At 42.7% G+C, this 21,417-nt stretch carries 19 protein-coding genes; 10 read left to right on the plus strand and 9 right to left on the minus strand.

From position 1 onward, the window contains the following. Positions 1-4: 4 nt before the first annotated feature. The 6 genes from porQ to ACQZ43_RS14840 all read right to left on the minus strand — a co-directional run bounded on the left by porQ (position 5) and on the right by ACQZ43_RS14840 (position 8,040). Complete coding sequence (gene porQ, locus ACQZ43_RS14815; RefSeq protein WP_430613471.1) at positions 5-1,021, minus strand: type IX secretion system protein PorQ; 1,017 nt, start codon at positions 1,019-1,021, stop codon at positions 5-7. A gap of 130 nt (positions 1,022-1,151) precedes the next feature. Further along, on the minus strand, positions 1,152-3,602 hold the full coding sequence (gene lon, locus ACQZ43_RS14820) for an endopeptidase La (protein ID WP_430613472.1): 2,451 nt from the start codon (positions 3,600-3,602) through the stop codon (positions 1,152-1,154). 202 nt (positions 3,603-3,804) lie between these two features. After that, on the minus strand, positions 3,805-4,719 hold the full coding sequence (locus ACQZ43_RS14825; protein WP_430613473.1) for a DUF6252 family protein: 915 nt from the start codon (positions 4,717-4,719) through the stop codon (positions 3,805-3,807). Positions 4,720-4,801: 82 nt separating this feature from the next. Then, positions 4,802-5,680: a hypothetical protein gene (locus ACQZ43_RS14830; RefSeq protein ID WP_430613474.1), complete on the minus strand. Its 879-nt coding sequence runs from the start codon at positions 5,678-5,680 to the stop codon at positions 4,802-4,804. Positions 5,681-5,885: 205 nt separating this feature from the next. Beyond that, positions 5,886-7,190 carry an MFS transporter gene (locus ACQZ43_RS14835; protein ID WP_430613475.1) on the minus strand — a complete coding sequence of 435 codons (1,305 nt, stop codon included), beginning with the start codon at positions 7,188-7,190 and terminating at the stop codon, positions 5,886-5,888. A gap of 43 nt (positions 7,191-7,233) precedes the next feature. Continuing rightward, complete coding sequence (locus ACQZ43_RS14840) at positions 7,234-8,040, minus strand: M48 family metallopeptidase (protein ID WP_430613476.1); 807 nt, start codon at positions 8,038-8,040, stop codon at positions 7,234-7,236. 417 nt (positions 8,041-8,457) lie between these two features. On the opposite strand from ACQZ43_RS14840, the gene ACQZ43_RS14845 reads away from it, so the two are divergent. Beyond that, the gene (locus tag ACQZ43_RS14845; RefSeq protein WP_430613477.1) at positions 8,458-9,336 is read left to right on the plus strand and encodes an alpha/beta hydrolase; all 879 of its coding nucleotides are present in this window, start codon (positions 8,458-8,460) and stop codon (positions 9,334-9,336) included. Then, entirely contained in the window at positions 9,333-9,818 is a 486-nt protein-coding gene (msrB, locus tag ACQZ43_RS14850; protein ID WP_430613478.1) for a peptide-methionine (R)-S-oxide reductase MsrB, read from the plus strand. The genes ACQZ43_RS14845 and msrB overlap by 4 nt, the downstream gene beginning before the upstream one ends. 4 nt (positions 9,819-9,822) lie before the next feature. Here msrB and ACQZ43_RS14855 read toward each other — a convergent pair whose 3' ends face one another. Beyond that, positions 9,823-10,554: a biotin--[acetyl-CoA-carboxylase] ligase gene (locus ACQZ43_RS14855; protein ID WP_430613479.1), complete on the minus strand. Its 732-nt coding sequence runs from the start codon at positions 10,552-10,554 to the stop codon at positions 9,823-9,825. A 96-nt stretch (positions 10,555-10,650) separates the two neighbouring features. On the opposite strand from ACQZ43_RS14855, the gene rsfS reads away from it, so the two are divergent. From rsfS to ACQZ43_RS14895, 8 genes are all read left to right on the plus strand, one after another. Next, positions 10,651-11,010 (plus strand): ribosome silencing factor, encoded by a 360-nt coding sequence (gene rsfS / locus ACQZ43_RS14860; protein WP_430613480.1) that lies wholly within the window; start codon positions 10,651-10,653, stop codon positions 11,008-11,010. 43 nt (positions 11,011-11,053) lie between these two features. Beyond that, positions 11,054-12,988, plus strand: coding sequence for an ATP-dependent zinc metalloprotease FtsH (ftsH, locus tag ACQZ43_RS14865; protein WP_430613481.1), 1,935 nt, complete (start codon positions 11,054-11,056; stop codon positions 12,986-12,988). A 108-nt stretch (positions 12,989-13,096) separates the two neighbouring features. Next, positions 13,097-13,699 carry a lactate utilization protein B/C gene (locus ACQZ43_RS14870; protein WP_430613482.1) on the plus strand — a complete coding sequence of 201 codons (603 nt, stop codon included), beginning with the start codon at positions 13,097-13,099 and terminating at the stop codon, positions 13,697-13,699. 1 nt (position 13,700) lies between these two features. Continuing rightward, entirely contained in the window at positions 13,701-14,495 is a 795-nt protein-coding gene (locus ACQZ43_RS14875; protein WP_430613483.1) for a phosphatidate cytidylyltransferase, read from the plus strand. A gap of 1 nt (position 14,496) precedes the next feature. Then, entirely contained in the window at positions 14,497-15,147 is a 651-nt protein-coding gene (locus ACQZ43_RS14880) for a phosphatidylserine decarboxylase family protein (RefSeq protein WP_430613484.1), read from the plus strand. An 82-nt stretch (positions 15,148-15,229) separates the two neighbouring features. Then, positions 15,230-15,493, plus strand: a complete 264-nt coding sequence (locus ACQZ43_RS14885) for an acyl-CoA-binding protein (RefSeq protein WP_430613485.1) — start codon at positions 15,230-15,232, stop codon at positions 15,491-15,493. Next, complete coding sequence (locus tag ACQZ43_RS14890) at positions 15,490-16,371, plus strand: superoxide dismutase (RefSeq protein ID WP_430613486.1); 882 nt, start codon at positions 15,490-15,492, stop codon at positions 16,369-16,371. Before ACQZ43_RS14885 ends, ACQZ43_RS14890 begins: the two co-directional genes overlap by 4 nt. Positions 16,372-16,784: 413 nt before the next feature. Then, positions 16,785-18,515: a patatin-like phospholipase family protein gene (locus tag ACQZ43_RS14895; protein ID WP_430613487.1), complete on the plus strand. Its 1,731-nt coding sequence runs from the start codon at positions 16,785-16,787 to the stop codon at positions 18,513-18,515. Positions 18,516-18,828: 313 nt separating this feature from the next. Here the strand turns inward: ACQZ43_RS14895 and ACQZ43_RS14900 are convergent, their stop codons facing one another. After that, positions 18,829-19,026, minus strand: a complete 198-nt coding sequence (locus tag ACQZ43_RS14900) for a hypothetical protein (protein ID WP_430613488.1) — start codon at positions 19,024-19,026, stop codon at positions 18,829-18,831. An 815-nt stretch (positions 19,027-19,841) separates the two neighbouring features. Then, positions 19,842-21,374 carry a replicative DNA helicase gene (gene dnaB / locus ACQZ43_RS14905; RefSeq protein ID WP_430613489.1) on the minus strand — a complete coding sequence of 511 codons (1,533 nt, stop codon included), beginning with the start codon at positions 21,372-21,374 and terminating at the stop codon, positions 19,842-19,844. Positions 21,375-21,417 lie beyond the last annotated feature (43 nt).

Consider the following 21,417-nt stretch of genomic DNA (forward strand, 5'->3'; position numbering starts at 1 on the left):
TTTATTATTGTAAGTCCACGGCGAGTCCTAACAGACTGGTGTTGGCTGCAACCGTTTGTCTTGAATACGAGTAATCGAGGCGAATCCGATTAAATCGGAATCCGAAACCGGCGGTAATACCCGAGAAGTGGCGTTGGTCTACCACGCGCAATTCTTCGCCTTTTCTAAAGTTATAGCCCACTCTTAAATTAAAGTTTTTTCCGGGAAACAGCTCTGCTCCAATAATGACGTGCCGAAGGGCATTGTTAAAGAAGCCCACCTTTTCTTCGGTGATTTCACCTTCCAAGTTGGTTTCTGCCCGAGATGGGTTGGAATAGGACAGGTCCCATTTTTGTAAATTATCTAGCGTAACATGCCAGCGTATCGGCACGTTTTCCAATTCTTTAGACACGCCAATCATCACGTCTACCGGAAGCTTTTCACGCTCGTCGGCATAAGTCGAGAGCTGAGCGCCTAAATTTCGAACGGCAAAGGCAAAATTGAAACCGTTGTCTTCATTGACATATAAGGCTCCTAGATCCAAGGCTGCACCGAAAGAATTGTAAGACTCCAAATTCGAGGATATAAATTTGACATTGGCTCCGACATTCCAATTTGAGGAGATGATTTGGTAGGAATATCCCAGGGAAACCGCTAGTTCGCTACCCGAGAAACTGCCCGTGCCCACGCCGTTTTCATCGTAACCGTCAAAATCGCCGTAATTGAGGTAGTTGACTCCTATATGCACGTTTTTATTATTGTCAAAAGTCTTGGCATAAGCCGCCGTTCCATAGCTGATTTCGCCGAAGTACTTCCCGAAATTCAGCGCCAGTTGATTGTCCATCTTCGCATTGAGCGACGCGGGATTAAAAAAGGGCTGATTGACGTCGGAATCCCAAATAGTTATCACCTTGCCCCCCAAAGCGGCCTGTCTAGGCGCCGGTGTCATATTTAAAAACTGATAGGTATACTCCCCTCCGACCTGTCCGAAAATAGGAAATGAGGCGGATATAAAAAGGAATAGAAAAACGTATTTTTTCATCTTTAATGGGGCTGCTTAAATTGAAAATCAAAACGCTAAGATATTATATTTTTGTCAAAGCAAATTAAAAAAAAGAAGCGCAAATAAATCTTTGCGCTTCGATTCGAAAATTATAGGTTATAAAATATTTTTAGAGCACCTTGGCTTTTTTTACTTTTTGATCGAGTATGGCAATATCGAGTACTTCGCTCATGCGGTCTACAAAGTGAAAGGTCAACCCCGTGAGGTATTCCGCTTTGATTTCATCGATATCTCGTTTGTTTTCCTTACACAGGATGATTTCTTTGATATTTGCCCTTTTAGCCGCCAATATCTTTTCCTTGATTCCACCAACGGGCAATACTTTACCGCGCAGGGTAATTTCGCCGGTCATCGCCAAGTTTTTCTTCACGCGTTTTTGCGTAAAAGAAGACACCATCGAGGTCAGCATCGTTATACCCGCACTCGGTCCATCTTTGGGCGTAGCCCCTTCTGGAACGTGTACGTGAATTTTATAGGTTTCCAAAACCTTGGGGTCGATTCCCAACCACTCGGCATTGGCACGTATATACTCCAAGGCAATAGTGGCCGATTCCTTCATTACCGTACCCAAATTTCCAGTCATGGTTAAGTTCCCCTTGCCCTTAGAAATAATGGACTCTATATAGAGGATGTCTCCACCAACGCGCGTCCAAGCCAATCCGGTTACCACTCCTGCGGTTTCATTGTTCTCGTACATATCCGAGTCAAAACGCGGGGTACCCAATATTTTAATAATGTCGGCTTCATTCATTTTGGGCTGGTACTCCTCTTCCATCACTATGGCTTTGGCCACCCCTCTGGCTAAGTCGGCTAGTTTTTTATCCAAACCACGAACACCGGATTCTCTGGTATACTTAGAAACGATAAACTCCATTTGCTTCTTACCTACATTCAATTGTTTGGGCGTTAATCCGTGTTCTTTGATTTGCTTAGGCAGCAAGTGTTGCTTGGCGATTTCCACTTTTTCCTCTACGGTATAGCCGTTCATTTCGATCACCTCCATACGGTCTAACAAGGCCGGCTGTATGGTGCTCAAACTATTGGAAGTAGCGATAAACATCACCTTGGAAAGGTCGTAGCCCATTTCCAAGAAGTTGTCGTAAAAATCGGCATTCTGCTCGGGATCCAACACTTCCAACAAAGCAGAAGACGGATCGCCGTTATAGCTGGTAGACAATTTATCGATTTCGTCCAATAAGAAGACGGGATTCGATGTCTTGGCCTTTTTTATACTCTGAATAATTCGACCGGGCATGGCACCGATATAGGTTTTTCTATGACCTCTAATTTCGGCTTCATCGCGCAATCCCCCTAAGGAAATTCGCACGTATTCCCTGCCTAAAGCCTCTGCAATAGACTTGCCTATGGAGGTTTTTCCTACTCCCGGAGGTCCGTATAAACACAGTATAGGCGATCTTAAATCGTTTCGCAATTTAAGAACGGCCATGTGTTCCAACACCCTTTTTTTAACCTCTTCAATGCCGTAATGGTCTTTATCCAATATTTTCTGAGCGTTTTTAAGATCAAAAACGTCGTCGGAATATTCGTTCCACGGCAAATCGAGCATAAACTCCAAATAGTTGCGCTGAATGGAAAACTCCGCCACTTGCGGATTCATCCGCTGAAACTTGTTCATCTCCTTTTCGAAGTGTTCCTTTACCTTATCGGTCCATTTCTTGGATTGCGCTTTTACACGCATTTCCTCGAACTCCTCTTCATTGGAAACACCACCGAGCTCTTCTTGTATGGTCTTCATCTGCTGTTGCAGAAAATACTCCTTTTGTTGTTGATCTAAATCAAAGCGCACTTTGGACTGAATGTTGTTTTTTAACTCCAATTTCTGAAGTTCCACATTCATAATCTTTAAGGTTTCTAAAGCCCTTTCCTTGAGGTTGTTGATCTTGAGCAAACTCTGTTTTTCCTCTACGGTCAAATTCATATTGGAAGAGACAAAGTTGACCAAGAACGAATTGCTCTCGATATTGCGTACGGCAAAAGTAGCCTCAGAAGGGATACTCGGGCTTTCCTTGATGATTTCTATAGCCGATTCCTTAATCGATTCGATAATCGCCAAGAACTCGCTGTCTTCCTTTTCCGGTCGCAGTTCGGAAACTTCGCGAACACGAGCTTTTAAATAGGGTTCCTCGGTTAGGCGCTCTTCGATTTCAAAGCGTTTTTTACCTTGTAAAATCACCGTGATATTGCCATCGGGCAATTTGAGCACACGTAAAATTTTAGCTACTGTACCTATGGTATATATATCGTCAAACCCCGGTTCTTCCATTTCCTCATCCAACTGAGAAACCACTCCGATGGTTCGATCGTTGTTATAAGCATCATCGAGCAATTTAATCGACTTATCGCGACCTGCCGTAATGGGAATCACTACACCGGGAAACAAAACCATATTGCGCAAAGGCAAGATCGGCAGTTCCAGAGGCAGCTCTTCATTGTTCATCTCCTCTTCGTCTTCAGACGATAAAAGGGGAATAAACTCTGCATCCGTATCCATATCGTGAAGTGACAAATTGTCTAAAGTTATTATTTTTTGGTTTGCCATATTATTTTTGAGTCATTATGTCATTAAAACACCGAGCACTTAAAAGGGGATTCGCCGTGAAAAACGACAACACCCTGAGACTCAGCCTTACAAAATTAGTATCTCTACTTTACCCTATAGTTAAGACAATGATTATGCCATAAAAAAAATCCTGCGTAAACAGGATTTTTTAAAAAAGTCATAAGTGAGTATTGATTGGTAATTAATACGCTAAGCTAAAAGAACCTTCTGTAAAGTTCAAAGTTTGGGTACCGGCTTCGTTTTTCATCTTTAAATTAAAACTTCCCTTTACCCGGTTGTTTTTGTTTTCCTTAATTTGAAGGGTACTTCCTCCTAATTCAAGATAAGTACTGTAGTTTACCCCATTAGCCGATTTGTATTTTGCTTGAAAATTTTCGAGTCCGTAATTGCCTTCCTCTACATTTTTGTCAAAAGACAACTCCATAACCTCTTCGGTAACGCTGTTGGATGTAGTAATCACTACACGGTTGCCCACTACACTTACCTTTCGGGTTTTATATGCCCAGGCAGCGCCATCGATCTTCGTTTCAAAATAATCGCCTTCGGCACGTTGATATCTCAGATTGCGAAATTCGCCTTGAATCTCAAAGGCTTTCGGTAAATTGATTATTCCAGTTTGCAAATCAAAATTCGGATCCGATGGATCTAAAAGAATCGGTGGATAAATTTTAATCTTAAATTCGCCATCGACACTTCCTCCCACTTTATTGATACTGCTGATGCGAATCCATCCCGTATTCGTCAAGGGGTTAACGTGGTCTACCGACAATCCAACATCACTGAGGTCTGCAAATAGATATTTGGCCACATTTATATTAGAAGGGAACAAGCCTTCTTCAAATTTAAAAGTAGTAATACTCAGCATATCCTTGCCTTTGCCTTTGACGTCAAAAGTGAACAATCCCTTTTCGTCTACCGTAGCCACTACATTCTTTCTTATTACTAAGGTGTCTTGGTAAGTCAAGCGAATTATGGATTCCCCAACTAATTCTTCGTTTAACAACGTCGGTTCAATGCTTTCTTCATCACAAGATGAAAATCCAACAACGGCAATCATTGCTAAGAATAAAATGTGAAATAGATAGGTTTTTTTCATATTTGGTTAAATTATCATAAAGGCTCAAATATATAATTTTTATTTTAGCAACACTACAATTTTAAAAAAAAATACAAAGTTTCTAATTTATAATCTTTTTAACATATACCGGCTGCTTGTCGGGAAAAAGAGAAACCAACTTCTTTTGCAATCGCAAACGGGTATTGGAGACTTTTAACCTGATGGGATATTGCTCGAGGTCCAACTGCTCAATTTCTGACAGCAGCACATCCACACTTTTCCCCGTAAAGAAATGTTTGAGGAAAAAGTTGCTGATCAGCGTATTCCACTGCCCTTTATTGCCCCAATAATGTCCGATTTCATCGTCTGCGGCTTTCAATGGGGTATACTCATTTAAGGCGACCGAAAAAGCAAATTGCTCAATCAGCCTGCGAGTAACCTTGTCGGCGCACATTTCATCACAGATCTGCAGTGCCAATTCCAAGCTGGTCTTGTCCAATTTTGACACGCCTATTGCGCCGGCATTCCACATACACTTGGTGTCGTCCATCGGCACTCCGCCATAGGTTTTATGTTTGATTTGCGACCACATCAATCGCTCTGTTTTTGTCTTGAGTTCGCGCATATTACCCTCGTTTAAGTGCATGATGTTCTGTCCGCGATCGAGCTCATGTCGAAGGTTATCCAAGGAGCCATATAAAAAGGTATCCGAATCCAAATACAGTATAGAGGTGTCTTTCCAACGGTCGGCTACCGTGAGCAAAGCTTTGATTTTCACCCGCCAAAAGAACTTGTGAGGTCCCTCCCATTCCCGCAGGGTATCCGCATTGATTTCAATAATGGTCACCCTATCTTGAAGGCATTTAAAAAACTCCGGATAGTCGGTCACCACGATAAAGCGATCCGAGGACTGCTGCTGAACTTGTAAGGTCAATATCGAAAATAAGGCTTGCTGGTAATTTTGGATCTGATCGCCAAAAACTAAATAGGTAATATTCATGAATTATTTGTATATCAACGCTTTTTGCACAGTGCAAAAAACTGTTTTCCAAGGCACTAAAAAGCACCCATTTCAATTTTTATAACTTTGGATTAATGTCAATCGATCTCGATTGTAAATGCAGTGACTGTCTTAATACACCGCCAGATTTTAAGTCAAATCGCCTTAAACACAGCTAAAACAAGCTGTTTTCACAAGCGGGCCACTAAATCCGACCCTGTTTGGGCATTTTAAACAGCAAGAATACACCTAGGATAAAAAACACGATTAAAAAGAGTATGGCGTTTTGCATTTTCCCCGTTAAATCGGAGATGAGGCCATATAAGGACATACCGATCACGATACCTATTTTTTCAGTTACGTCGTAGAAACTAAAAAATGAAGTGGTATCCTTGGTTTGCGGCAATAATTTGGAATAGGTGGAGCGCGACAAGGATTGTATTCCTCCCATGACCAAGCCCACCGATGCCGCAGCGATGTAAAACTGCATAGGCGTGACCACGAAATACGCGTAAATACAAATAAAGATCCACAGGATGTTGACTACAATTAAGGTATTGATATTACCCAATACCGCCGAGAGTCTGGATGTTAGAAAAGCACCGAAAATGGCGATGAGTTGGATTAAGAGGATGCTGACAATTAGCCCCATCGTTCGCTCTTGATCGCCGCCCCATGCCACTTCTTTTTCGCCGAAATACGCGGCGATAATCATTACGGTTTGCACGGCCATGCTATAGACGAAGAACGCTTTTAAATAATGTTTTAAAGAGCCGTAATCGCCGAGTTGCTTCCAAACCATTTTGAGTTCCTTATAGCCCGAGAAAAAAACCGACTTGGTAAATTTTTTGTCGTTTTTAAAATCCGGCAAATGCTTATATGTGTATTGACTAAAGCCCATCCACCATATACCCACCAATAGAAAGGAAAAGCGCATGGCCGTCATTTCGGATTCGAAGCCAAAAGTCTCGTAATTCATCAACATGCCCAGGTTAATAACCAACAAAATCACACTTCCGATATAGCCCAAACCGTAGCCTTTGGCGCTGATTTTGTCCTGTTGATCCACATGGGCGATATCGGGTAAATACGAATTGTAAAAAACCAAGCTTCCCCAAAAACCGATTAAGGCCAGCAAGTAGAAAAACAGACTCAGCAACAGATAATCCAGGGAGAAAAAATACAGCAGCATACAAGAAACCGATCCCACATAGCAAAAGAGCTTGAGAAAGAATTTCTTATTGCCCATATAATCGGCTATACCCGATAAAAACGGCGACAATAAGGCGATGATAAAAAAACCGATGGCCGTGACATAGCTGATGATGGATTCACTGCGAATTTCCACGCCGAATATCGGATAGGCCTCTACCTCCTTTATGCGAAACAAGGCGCCGTAATACAGTGGAAATATAGAGGAGGAAATCACCAGGGCATACACGGAGTTTGCCCAATCGTAAAACGCCCATGCGTTGAGTACTTTCTTACTGCCTTTTACAAAGTTTGTCATATTTTTCAAGTGGGGGAAATTGCTTTATTTAACTTTTATCGACTTAAAACTTTACCCCGTATTTAGCAGCTTCTGCTTTGGCTTCCGGTATTAGGCGTTTTAAATTGTCTATCCGCGTTTGGTTACTCGGGTGAGTACTCATAAATTCTGCGGGTTCCCCACCGGAAGACTGTGCGCCCATACGCGACCAAAAAGCGACCGCGGTATCCGGATTGTATCCGGCGATGGCCATCAGGGTGAGTCCAATTTTATCCGCTTCGCTTTCGTGGCTTCTGCTAAAAGGCAGCATCCCCAATACATTGGATCCCCCGCCATAAGCCGCCTTGAGCAAATCTTTGGTTTGCGCTTTGCTGTTTGTCGTAGCCGCGTTGAGCACTTCTGCCCCGGCTTGCTGCAACATAGCAGCACTCATGCGTTGCTGTCCGTGATTGGCTAAAGCATGCGCCACTTCGTGACCCATAACCGTGGCTATACCCGCATCGTCCTGACAGATTGGCAAGATTCCCGTATAAAAAACGATTTTCCCGCCCGGCATACACCAAGCGTTGACCTCCTTGTCGTCGACCAGGTTGTAATCCCATTGGTATTGGGCTAAATAGCCTTTATACCCGTGGGCATCCAACCACTTTTCCGCGGCTGCTCTTATTTTTTTTCCCACGTTTTCCACGCGTTTGGCATCTGCTGTTCCCTTGATTACCTTGTGTTCCTTTAAAAAAGCATCGTATTGTTGAAAAGAGGATGGAAACAACGAATTGTCGTTGACCAATGCCATGGTTTTAGCACCGGTAAAGGGATTGGTTGCACAAGACATGACAAAAAGCACGGAGGCTGCTAAAATTATTTTCTTCATTTGGGCAATTTTAATTTTGTTAACAAAAGTAAGTCGAATTCGGCCATACTTCAAATATTTTGTTGTGATTTTTTTAATTGCCCTCTTAAAAACGCTTTTACAGAAAAGCCCTATGTGGTTATCCTCATTAAAAACACTGAGGATTGACTACTTTTGCCTTTTCTCACATACCGCGCCAAGGAATAAATCTGTATATTTGCAGCTTTGCCAGTAAAAAACAATCGGCGTATTTATCCCCCCTTCCCAGTACGCCATGGCTCAAAACCGATTCTCCACCATTATTGACACAATTGCGCCTTTTAATCGTCCTAAAGTCGAAAAAACCGCATTTTCAGGATCATATAGCACGGGAAATCGTTTTTTTTGCCCCGAAAATCTAAGACACGGAAATATTGTTTAATTTTATACAAAAAAGTTATGGCTTCGAATGCAACTGCAAAACATCGTCAGAATTTAGATATACCCACTCCCATCAAACTCGTCGGCAAGACCTTAGCCTTCTTTTCCTCGAATTGGGCGGCTTATTTTGCGATGAATTTATTCACCACTCCCTTAAAGTTTAAGGCGCCAAAGCGCGAAGCCGAGATGGACAAGAAGAGCGATAAAACTCGCGAGCGCTTGCCCAAAGTAAAAAAGGACATCATCGCCTATCACTACGGCGCACCCAAAAAGAAAAAAGCGCTGTTGGTACACGGCTGGAACGGCAGGGGTACTCAATTGGTAACCATAGCCAATATGTTGCTGGAAAGCGACTATACCGTGGTGAGCTTTGACGCTACCGGTCACGGTCGTTCGCCTAAAAACAAAAGCAATATGACCGAATTTATCGAAGCCTGCTTTGTGTTGCAACAGCAATATGGACCGTTTGATTTAATCGTCGGTCATTCACTAGGAGGCATGGCAACGATCAATGCAATCAAAGAGGGTTTACAAGTCAAAAAGGCGGTGATCATCGGCAGTGGCGATGTGGTACAAGACATCATCAAAGACTTCGTCAAGCAATTGGAGTTAAAACCGCAAATTGCCCTATTGATGAAACAGCGCTTTGAAGACCATTTTAAACAGACGATGGAAAGTTTTTGCGTGCATCAGGCGGCAGAGCAAGTTGACCTACCCGTGTTGGTGATTCACGATGAAAACGACCGCGATGTTCCGGTAAGTGCGGCACACAACATCTACGAGCACCTCAAAAAGGGAGAGTTATTCATCACCAAAAAACTCGGGCACCGCAAAATACTCGGCGACAAGACCGTTATTCAGAGAATTTACACCTTTATAAACAGCAATCAGTCATGAAAACCTACACTATACTACTGGTATTACTATGTCTTTCCTGCAAGCAAAATTCGTACACACAAATAAAAGACAACATGAAATCAGCCAATAACACCGAACAACAATGGAAGGAGCAATTGACTCCAGAAGAGTATTACGTATTGCGACAAAAGGGCACAGAGCGACCTTTTTCTGGTACTTATAACGACTTTTACGAAGAAGGCATCTATGTATGTGCCGGTTGTGGTAGCCAAATATTCGAATCGGACCACAAATTCGACGGTCATTGCGGCTGGCCTTCCTTTGATCGCGCGATTAAGGAATCGGTATTATACGTCAAAGACGTCTCGCACGGCATGCAGCGCACCGAGGTGATTTGCGCGAATTGCAAAGGCCACTTGGGACATGTATTCGAAGACGGTCCACGAGATACGACGGGCAATCGCTATTGTATGAATTCGGTTTCCATGAAGTTTATCCCCAAAAAAGACGCGGATAAATAAGGCTTTAGTAGAGCATTTTAATCTCTTTTAGCCGAAAGTGGTGGGTGCTTTGATCGGCTTTGATCACTTGGAGTTCCCCCAGGGGAGTTACCGCGTTGATCATGCCCAAAAAGCGCTTTTTGGTCGGCAGTTCAAACATGCTGGGCACGTCTTTCTTAAACAAGAGTCGGTGGTATTCCCCCCAGATTTCGTCGGCACCATGGTGTCGGCACTTGTTGCAAAAGAAAATCAACTGCGCTACGATTTCCCGAAGCAACACCGCTTTGTCAAAATCGCAACCTGCCACTACAGAAAGAGAACTCGCTTGCGGATAATCAATAAAGTTTTTTTGATTGACATTAAGTCCGATTCCGACAACAGATACGACATCGCCGTTGGATTTAAAGATGTTTTCGATTAAAATACCGCCAATTTTCTTATTTCCCGACAAAATGTCATTGGGCCATTTAACCGCGAGTGAATTAATTTTCAGGTTTTCCAAAGCCTTAATAATGCCGACAGAAACCAGTATATTTAAGGTAAACACATCCTCGGCACGCAACAATAAATCCTTAATTAACACGCTAAAGGTGAGATTACTACCGCTTTCCGACACCCACTTAGACCCGCGTTGTCCCCTACCCTGAGTCTGATTCTCGGTCACTACCACGGTATAATTTTCCAAGGGCATTTGAGCCAGTAATTCCTTCAAATAGATATTGGTAGAAGGAGTGGCATCGAGTTTGATAATATTCATTAGAAATAATTATGGAAATGTTGCAAGTGTTTCATTATATTTGAAGTCAAAAATACTTACAAAAATTATAACTTTGCACATATTATAAAAAAATAAATGACAGATAAAAAAATCAACAATGATGAGCTATTAGCCAGCATCATAAAAGGAATTGAAGAAGTAAAAGGAGAAAACATTGACATCTTGGACCTCAGAGCCCTCGACAATACCGCCTGTGATTATTTTATAATTTGCGACGGAAATTCAAACACCCAAGTAAACGCGATTTCCAATTCGGTACAGCGTTTTGTATCGAGAGAACTACACGACAAACCATGGCACGTAGAAGGTCAGGAAAACGGAGAATGGGTTTTGATGGATTACGTGAATATCGTAGTACACGTGTTTCAAAAACCAATCAGAGATTATTACAGAATAGAAAGCCTTTGGGGAGATGCCAAAATCACTTCTATCTAAACTAATTTCCAAATACTAAATAATAATTTTTTAAACATATTTCATGTCTAAAGATATTAAACCGAATTCAAACAAACCTAAATTCAACCCGTGGATTCTCTACGGCGGTGCTTTAGTGATTATAGTTTTAATCAATTTCCTTTCCAATGGAAGTGGTTTTAGCGACTCCAAACAATTGAGTCTATCCAAATTCTATCAGTATTTGGACTCCACTTATGTCGAGCGCATCGAATTCAACAGAACCTCTGCAAAGATCTATCTTACCAAAGAAGCCTTGGAGAGCAAAGAATTTGAAGCCCTACAAAAAAAGACCATTTTAGGCAAGGAAAATACCGGTCCACAATTCATAACGGATATCGGAAACGCAGAGCTCTTTCAGAAGCGCATCGGCGAGGCTGCCAGCCAAGGCAAGCTCAAGGATTACAAATCGGAACCCGAAAGCAATTGGGGCGATATCTTCTTTAACTTCTTGCCGATCATCATCCTCATTGGATTCTGGTTCTTTATGATGAGACGTATGACTGGCGGTGGTGCTGGCGGCGGTGGCGGTCAGATTTTCTCTATCGGAAAATCCAAAGCCAAGCTATTCGACGAGAAAAACGACATCAAGGTAACCTTTAAAGACGTTGCCGGATTAGAAGGAGCCAAAGAAGAGATTGTAGAAATTGTAGAATTTCTAAAAAATCCGGAAAAATATACCTCTATAGGAGGAAAGATTCCCAAAGGAGCCCTATTGGTAGGACCTCCAGGAACGGGTAAAACCCTTTTGGCCAAAGCCGTTGCCGGCGAAGCCAACGTTCCTTTCTTTTCGCTATCGGGATCGGATTTCGTCGAAATGTTTGTCGGAGTTGGAGCCTCCCGTGTGCGCGACCTCTTTAAACAAGCCAAGGAAAAATCGCCTGCGATTATCTTTATCGATGAAATTGACGCCGTGGGTAGAGCCCGTGGAAAGAGCAATTTCTCGGGATCTAACGACGAAAGAGAAAACACCCTCAACCAATTGCTAACGGAAATGGACGGTTTTGGTTCCAATACCAACGTCATTGTCATTGCAGCGACCAACCGAGCGGAAATCTTGGACAAAGCCCTTTTAAGAGCAGGCCGTTTCGACAGACAGATTTATGTCGATCTTCCAGACGTTAGAGAGCGCCAAGCGATTTTTGAGGTACACTTGAGAAAGATTAAAAAGGTAGACGATTTAGACATCGATTTCCTAGCCAAACAAACACCGGGGTTTTCTGGAGCAGATATCGCCAATGTGTGTAACGAAGCCGCTTTGACCGCTGCCCGTAAAGACAAAAAACAGGTGGATATGCAAGACTTCCTAGACGCTGTTGACCGGATTATCGGTGGTTTAGAAAAGAAAAACAAGATCATTACACCAGAAGAAAAATACGCCATCGCCATACACGAAGCCGGACACGCTACGGTAAGCTGGATGTTGGAGCACGCTTCCCCGCTGATCAAGGTAACCATAGTTCCCCGAGGACAAAGCTTGGGTGCTGCTTGGTATTTACCGGCTGAGCGCTCGATTGTTCGCACCAACCAAATGCTGGACGAAATGTGTGCCACTATGGGCGGACGTGCGGCAGAACGCATTATATTCGACCAAATTTCCACAGGTGCTTTAAGCGACTTGGAAAAAGTGACCAAACAAGCCAAGGCGATGATCACGATTTATGGTTTAAACGAAAAAATCGGAAACGTGACCTATTACGATTCGTCCGGTCAGAACGATTACAACTTCTCTAAACCCTATTCGGAAGAGACGGCGAAAACCATCGATCAAGAAATATCCAATCTCATCGAACAACAATACCAAAGAGCGATTGAGTTACTCGAGCTAAACCGCGAGAAACTGATTCAATTGGCCGATTTACTCTGTGAAAAAGAAGTGATTTTCAATCAGGATTTAGAGGATATCTTTGGCAAAAGACCCTTTGATAAAGAAGAAATAATTTTGGAACAAACCAACTAAGCGTTTTTTCTTACAACACTTGAAAAATCTTAACTTAAAGCCATTTTAAGTTAAGATTTTTTTTATCTTTGAATGTTACAAGCGTACTAACAGGGTTGATCTGACAATATGAGTTTTTTTAAAAAGATATTAGGGAGTTTATTTGCCAATTCATCGGAACAACTAGGTCCGAAAGAAAGCCAATATCTGCCAGAAAAAGAATTGCCAATTGATGAGGAGTTTACTTTTAACTTTAAGAGTAATGGAGGCAAGTTTCTATATTGTGAAACCGAAAGCGAAGTACAGGATACCTTCGTAAGTATACTTATGGAAAACGATTGGTTTGAGACCGAGGGAATTACCTTTGAACCCCGATTGATTCCGATGTTAAAGGAGAATCGCATTCACTTTGACCAGCCTAAAAACCCCCTATTCCTCTTGGCGAGTTGCGAAAGCCTCATTGCAGACGAAGGTTCTATCTTGTTTTCATCTAAACAAGTGAGCCATCTAAAACCATTGGAACTGCCCAACAACATCGTGGTCATTGCCACTACAAGCCAAATCACGCGTAGCAAAAGCGACGGTTTGCGCGAAATCAAAAAGAAATACCAAACGGTATTTCCTACCAACATCACTACCTTCAAGTGTTTTGAACCCACCAAAGAGGATCATTTCCTAAATTATGGCAGTACACCCAAAAACTTATATTTACTTTTATTAGAAGATTTATAATATGTCTGAAAGTTTCGTAAGATCAATATCAGGAGCTGTTTACATCGTTTTATTACTAACCGCTACCTTTTACGATGAAATCAGTTTTCAAATCTTATTTGGCTTATTTCTATTGATCGGCATTTATGAATTCGCTCGATTGACGCGCTTGTCGCTCGTTTGGAGTTATGCCTTGGGCATACTGGCCACAGCGGCCGTTTATGCCTTAAACGACAGCCTGCCCTTTATTTACCTAAACGGCTTTGGCCTTGTCGTATTGCTCTATCTGCTCTTTGACCTTTTTTCCAAAAAGCCAGCAACAGAAAAAGGACAAGTTTCGCGTTATCTGTTATTGTTAGGCTACGTGGTTTTGCCGTTTTGCGCTATACTACACCTGCCCTTTATAAATAACAGCTACCAACCGCAGGTCATTGTCGGCATATTTATTTTAATATGGACCAACGACACCTTTGCGTATATCGTTGGAAAAAAATGGGGACGCACCAAGCTATTTGAACGCGTATCTCCGAAGAAAACGGTAGAAGGACTCGTTGGAGGCCTGATATTCACCGTTATAGCCGCGCTGATTATCAGCAAATATTTCGCGGTTAATAATGCCGTAATTTGGATAAGTAGTGCTATTTTTGTCAGCCTTTTTGGCACAATTGGAGACTTGGTAGAATCCAAATTCAAAAGGCAAGCCGGAGTTAAGGACAGCGGCGCGATCATGCCCGGTCACGGAGGAATACTCGATCGCCTAGATAGCATTATCTTCGTATCGCCATTTTTATATTTAATATTTCAAATTTTAAAATAATATGTTTCACAAAGAAGGAGCCAAAATAATTTTAATAGCATTAGTCATTTCAGTAGGACTGATCTTTCTATCGGATTATTTAATCACTATTCCATGGTTGCGAACAACAGTACATATTGTCATCTTGGCATTGCTGATCTTAGTACTTCAATTTTTTAGAAATCCCACGCGCTTGGTCGCGGTAACCGACCACAGCATCTTGGCGCCGGTAGACGGAAAAGTAGTGGTGATCGAAGAGGTCTACGAACCGGAATACTTTAAAGACCAACGCTTGATGGTATCGATTTTTATGTCGCCGATCAACGTACACGTTACGCGTTATGCGATGAGTGGAATCATCAAGTACAGCAAATACCATCCCGGAAAATATTTAGTAGCTTGGCATCCAAAAGCCAGCTTGGAAAACGAACGCACCACCGTAGTGGTAGACAATCCCGTTTTTGGAGAAGTGATGTACCGTCAGATTGCCGGAGCCTTGGCCAAGCGCATTGTCAACTACGCCAAAGTAGGGTCGCAAGCCATACAAGGAGAAGATGCAGGATTTATCAAATTCGGATCGCGTGTCGATTTGTATTTACCCCTGGGAACCGACGTCAATGTCGTTTTAAATCAAAAAGCAGTAGGCGCCAAAACGGTGATTGCCATAAAATAAACCCCCTTTGCTCTTAGACGGGCAAATGCGGAGTCGATTTTAGCCCTGCTCAAGGCCGACTATAAATAAAAAAATCAGAAGTATGACTCGTTTAGATACTGAATTTCAAATGGCTTATCAAAAGATTTCAGAACAGGCAGCAGACTTGCCCCCTGATACCATGTTGAGTATTTACGCATATTATAAACAGGCTACAGAAGGGGAAATACACCAGCGCTTTCCGTCTTTACAAAACGATTTAGTCAACGCCTTTAAGTTTAATGCCTGGTCTCAAATCAGTCATTTATCCAAAGATGAAGCCAAACAGGCCTATATCGATCTCGCTCATTCAATTTTCGCAAAATGAAACTAAAAACCAGCACTGTTTTCGCATTGACGACCCTGATTTTCCTACAGTATGGCTGTCAGGAAAAAAAAGCATTGCAAGAAGTCGAAATTCCAGATGCCATTATTTTTGAGAAAGCGCGCAAATCGGTATTCCCCAATCCCAAAACGATCAAAACCAACAGCGGTCCTTTCCAGATGGAAGGATTGAAATACGAATACGAGGATTTCAAGGATTTTTTAGATCCGGAAAACATCTATTTGCACTATGCCAAACACCATTTAGCCCATGCAAATAACCTGAATAGAATCCTGCTCAATACCCCTTTGGAAAAGCGCTCGATCGAAGTGGTCTTGGCCAGTACAGATGCCGAGCATCCCCTGCTGAAAAACTACAGCGGCGGCTATTACAACCACAACATCTATTGGCGGAGTATAACCAAAGATACCGACGGCAAACCCAGTGCGGAATTGCTGGCGATGATCAATCGCGATTTCGGTTCCATAGGCGGTTTTAAAGAGAAGTTTACTCAGATGGCCAACCAACAACTCGGTTCGGGCTGGCTGTGGCTGATGTATACGCCCGAAAAACTGAGCTTGGTAAGCACTGCCAACGAAGACAACCCTCTCATGCCGATGTACAAAGTAGCGGGTATTCCCATTTTAGCCATCGATCTTTGGGAGCACGCCTACTACCCCACGCATAAAAACAATAGAAAAGAATATATAGACCGCTTTGTAACACACATCAATTGGGTCGAAATGAACCGCTTAGTAGCTCCTGCAGTAGAAGAAGTTCCCACAGTGGAAACAACCGCTACAACAGCCGTAAAAAAGCCCGTAGCGCGACCAAAACCCATCACGGTTCCAAAACCAGATACCACGGGTACAAACCAATAAAAAAAGCCCCTTATCTCTGGATAAGGGGCTTTTTTTATACCGGCCAAATTTTAACACAACTAACGCTTAACCAACTATTTAAGTTAATACTCCTATGGCTGTATTTCATATTGCCATTCCCTCCCTCAAAACATTTGTTTTTTAATAAAAAAACACTGAAATTAAAACATTAAAACAGCCAAAAAGCCCTAAACGTGTATTTTAAATCGCAATTTTAACACTGTTAAGCAATTAAAAGCGATTTAATTTTATACATTTGAAAATAGGGACTCCCTACTACTCTCCCCCAATATAGCCCCTAGGCTAACTGCCTATGCAGTATGGTTTTGCTTTACCGCTAGGTATTAAGACGGCAAGCTGATTGTTTTTCGCAGTCAGGAAAATCGAAAACCAACCCTTTAAACGCCTCGATTATGAGTGACAACAACCAAAAATTTAAAATTTGCCTCACCATGGCCGGAGCGGTCTCTGCCGGAGCCTTTACCGCCGGCGTGATGGACTACCTCTTAGAAACCTTAGAGCTGTGGGAAAAGGCCAAGGAAAAAAATAGGGCGCTAACGCCAGCCCATGGCGATTACGATTTTTCCCTACCCATGCACGAGGTTGAAATCGACGTGATCAGCGGTGCTTCTGCCGGCGGTATCGTAGGCAGTTTGGCCTTGCTCCATGCGGTTGATCCCCACCATCAGCCGTTGAATCGCGAAAATCCCTTGGGCAGAAACAACCGCTTTTATCAAACCTGGGTAACCATGGCCGATGACGAAAAAAGCGACACCTTGCAAAAACTCTTGGATACCACAGACCTCAAAAAATTAAAAAAGGGCGAAAAACCGAAAGCGCTTCTCAATGCTACGCCTATAGATGACCTGGCAAACACCGCCTTAAAGCTGGGCGAAACCCAAGCTTATCCCAACTATATTTCCAAGGGCTTAGACCTGATTATGACAACGACCAATTTGAGGGGCATCAACTTTAAAATCGACTTTGGCGGCAATGCGCACAGCGGGGCAACCATCACCAACCATGGGGGATTTTTCCGCTATAAATTGGCAAACAAATACTACAAACCCGGCATTCCCAGGGGTAGCGACCTCTATTACGTACTCGATCTCAATCGCCAACAAGACATGCAGGCGCTAAAAGAAGCCACCCTGAGTACCGCTGCCTTTCCCATAGGACTGCCCTCGCGCGAAGTGTCGATTTCCCAGGAATACATCAACCGTTATCCCAAATACCTCTTCGGCACATCAACAGGTATAGAACCGATCCGTACGAACAACCCCATTTACACATTCAACTCTATAGACGGCGGTATCATCAACAACGAGCCCTTTGCCATAGCCCTAAAGGTTTTGAGGGAAAAAGCGCCGCTGTCATGGCTCAAAGAGCAATACGCCGTGATTATGATCGACCCCTTTGCCAACAAAGACCAAGAGCAAGAAGACGAAAATCCGGTGGCCGATGTCATTACCGTAGCCAAAGGCATGTTTAAAGCCCTGCGCAATCAAGTGATGTTTAACAGAGACGGTATCTTGGATGCCTTATCGGCGTCGAACAGCAGCCGCTTCTTAATAGAACCGGTACGCAAATCGTTTCAATTCGACGAGCTGCTGCGGATTAAAAATGATTTGGCCACCGCGCCCCTATTCGGTTTTGCCGGATTTATAGATCAGTCATTCCGACAGCACGACTACGAGCTGGGAAGGCAAAATTGCCAGTCGTTTTTAAGGTATTACTTCGTCCTGTCCGAAGCGGAGTTGATCAAAAAACTGGGTGCTATGCCACACGAAATGGCGATGGACCGCTTTTTTGTCCACACCCATGCCGACAAAAACGGCAGACACTTCCCTATAGTCCCCGACATCCGCGTATTAAACGCGCGTCTCAATCGATTTGACGCGGATAATTACGGCGCTGATGCGGCCTTAGACTATCCCGACTATCCGTCTATTAGCACGGCTGAATTTAACAAAAAGTATAAAAAGGCCATCCGCAAACGCATGGAAATGCTCTCGAATATATTGGTTTCAAATTTCTGGTTTAGCCTGGCCAACAAACTCTTTATACGCAACCGATTATCCAAAGAGATAGAAAGGGAAATACTGGACGAACTGCGGTATGCCGGACTGATTAAAGACGACTAAGCAACCCGGTCTCGCGGGACATAAACGGTAGTAACTACAGTCTTTTAGCGACATCACCGACCAAAAAAAGCGGGTGGGTAACAATGCGACAAAATGTCACTTTGGGATAATTTGTGGCAATAATTATAAAATAGGCGCTGCTCTAGCAGCTCGAGGATTGCTTACGCGCTTCGCAGAAGCCCTTGATTCATCCTTTAGATATCCCTTATCGCGTACAACGCGACTCGCACTATAAAAATAGAGGCCACCAAAAAATGGTAGCCTCTTTTATATAAAATCAATTGCGTTTCTATGCCGGTATAGCGCCATGCGTTTAAAACGGCACGTCGTCGTCTGGAGCCGAACCAAATACGTCTTGACTCGAAGGTAAACCTTGTGTAAAACTGTTGGCATCGTCGGCATTCATACGCGAAGGCAATTCGTCAAACGACATAAAATTGTCTTCCAAGTTGTCGAACTTACCCCATTTTCCAATAAATTTTAGTCGGATGCTCGCTACCTTTATTTTCAAACCTCATGACTCCTAAAAACCGCTTCTTCTAACTCGACCGCTTGGGGAGGTGTTTTCCCTTTACAGAGAAATAACATTTTGATTGATAGCGTAGACTGTGTGAAATTTTTGACTTGTTCCATATTACGAAAGCATGGATATTACCATTTTCAACCCCAATCTAAAAAAATTTAAACAAAAAAGGCGTTATAAACCACGTTGAAAACATCCATATCAATAAGATATAATATATCCAATAACTTCTATCCAATGTATTATTTTTATCTAAATAGAACTTCATAAGAATTTTCTTTCTAGGATAATAGTAAAATAGAAAGCTAACTATTATTAGAATTAACAACAAACCTACGGGGAATAATCGAAATTTAAAGAATTCATATTTTGTCGTTAAATATAATATCGTAAATACAAAATTAAATACCGAGGCAAACAAAACTCCAACAACAAAAGCAGCATGATGAAACGCATCAAAATCTTTCCACTTCATGTAAATGGAGTAAACTATAAAAAAAAGTGTGTCTAAAAAATTAATCATCAATTCCCAATTTTTCGCTTGCTCAAGGCTTAAACATATTTTGATACCAAGGTATTCGCGCTACTCCATTTCCCCCTAAACCTTCATAACCCATAGTCCAGGGAACCGATATCACTAGCGGGTTAAATACCCGAATATTTTCGGAAGCAAGCTCGATTCAATATGCTGTATTTCCCATTTACCGCATGGATACGCTTCACTTATATAAATAAAAGGCCAGCTCACAGAGCTAGCCTTTTATATATAATATATTATTCAAATAACGAATCACGACTTACGATTAAAACGGCACGTCGTCGTCGTCTGGAGCCGAACCAAATACGTCTTGACTCGAAGGTAAACCTTGTGTAAAACTGTTGGCATCGTCGGCATTCATACGCGAAGGCAATTCGTCAAACGACATAAAATTGTCTTCCAGGTTGTCGAACTTACCCAATTTACCGATAAATTTCAAACGAATATTTTCCAATCCACCGTTTCTGTGTTTGGCGATGATGAACTCTGCCTGTCCCTCTGTTGGACTGCGTTCTTCATCGTCCCATTCCTCGATTTTGTAGTACTCTGGGCGGTAGATAAACGACACGATATCCGCATCCTGCTCGATCGCACCAGACTCCCTTAAATCCGATAGCAACGGTCTCTTTGACGTTCCACGGGTTTCCACCGCACGCGACAACTGCGACAGGGCAATAACCGGCACACTGAGTTCCTTGGCCAAGGCTTTTAAGTTACGCGAAATGGTCGAAATCTCCTGCTCCCGGTTTCCTCCACCCTTACCGTTCCCACCTGCGGTCATCAACTGCAAATAGTCGATTACGATTAACTTAATCCCATATTGCGAAGTCAAACGACGCGCCTTGGCACGCAGGTCAAAAATCGATAGGGATGGTGAATCATCGATAAATAAAGGGGCACGTTCCAAATCCTTAACTTTGACGTTTAATTGTTCCCACTCGTGTTTTTCGAGTTTTCCCGTTCTGAGTTTTTCCGAAGACAGTCCCGTTTCGGACGAAATCAAACGGGTGATCAACTGTACAGACGACATCTCCAGCGAGAACAACGCAACGGGTTGGTTGGACTGTATGGCTATGTTTCTGGCCATCGACAATACAAAGGCGGTCTTACCCATACCCGGACGAGCAGCGATAATGATCAAATCACTGGGCTGCCAACCCGAGGTCAGTTCATCCAACTTGTGAAATCCGGTTGGAATACCACTTAATCCCTCTTTGTTTCCGATCTCCTCGATGCGCTTTTTGGCTTGTGCTACTAAGGATTGTGCCGTTTCCGAACTCTTCTTAATGTTTCCCTGAGTCACCTCGTACAAACGCGATTCCGCCTTGTCCAGCAAGTCGAATACATCCGTGGTTTCGTCATAGGAATCCTCGATGATTTCATTGGAAATCTTGATCAGACTGCGCTGAATAAACTTCTGTAAAATGATGCGGGAGTGAAACTCAATATGGGCAGACGACGTAATTTTTTGGGTTAATCCAATAAGGTAATAATCGCCACCTACCAGCTCCAAACGGGCATTTTTTCTCAATTGAGTCGAAACGGTCAACAGGTCAATCGGCTGGTTACCGACAAACAGCTGATCGATTGCTTCAAAGATATAGCGGTGTGCTTCTTTGTAAAAAGCCTCCGGTTGAAGGATGTCAATCACCTCGTCAATCCCCTTTTTATCAATCATCATGGCTCCCAATACCGCTTCTTCTAACTCCACGGCTTGAGGAGGTATTTTTCCCTTTTCCAGGGAAATCACATTTTTATTAACTGGTTTTGACTGCGTAAAATTTTTGACTTGTTCCATATTACGAAAGTAAGGTTTTTTTAATTATGAACCCTTTGAAATT

The sequence above is a fragment of the Flavobacterium sp. JP2137 genome (assembly GCF_050562195.1).
Lineage (GTDB): Bacteria > Bacteroidota > Bacteroidia > Flavobacteriales > Flavobacteriaceae > Flavobacterium.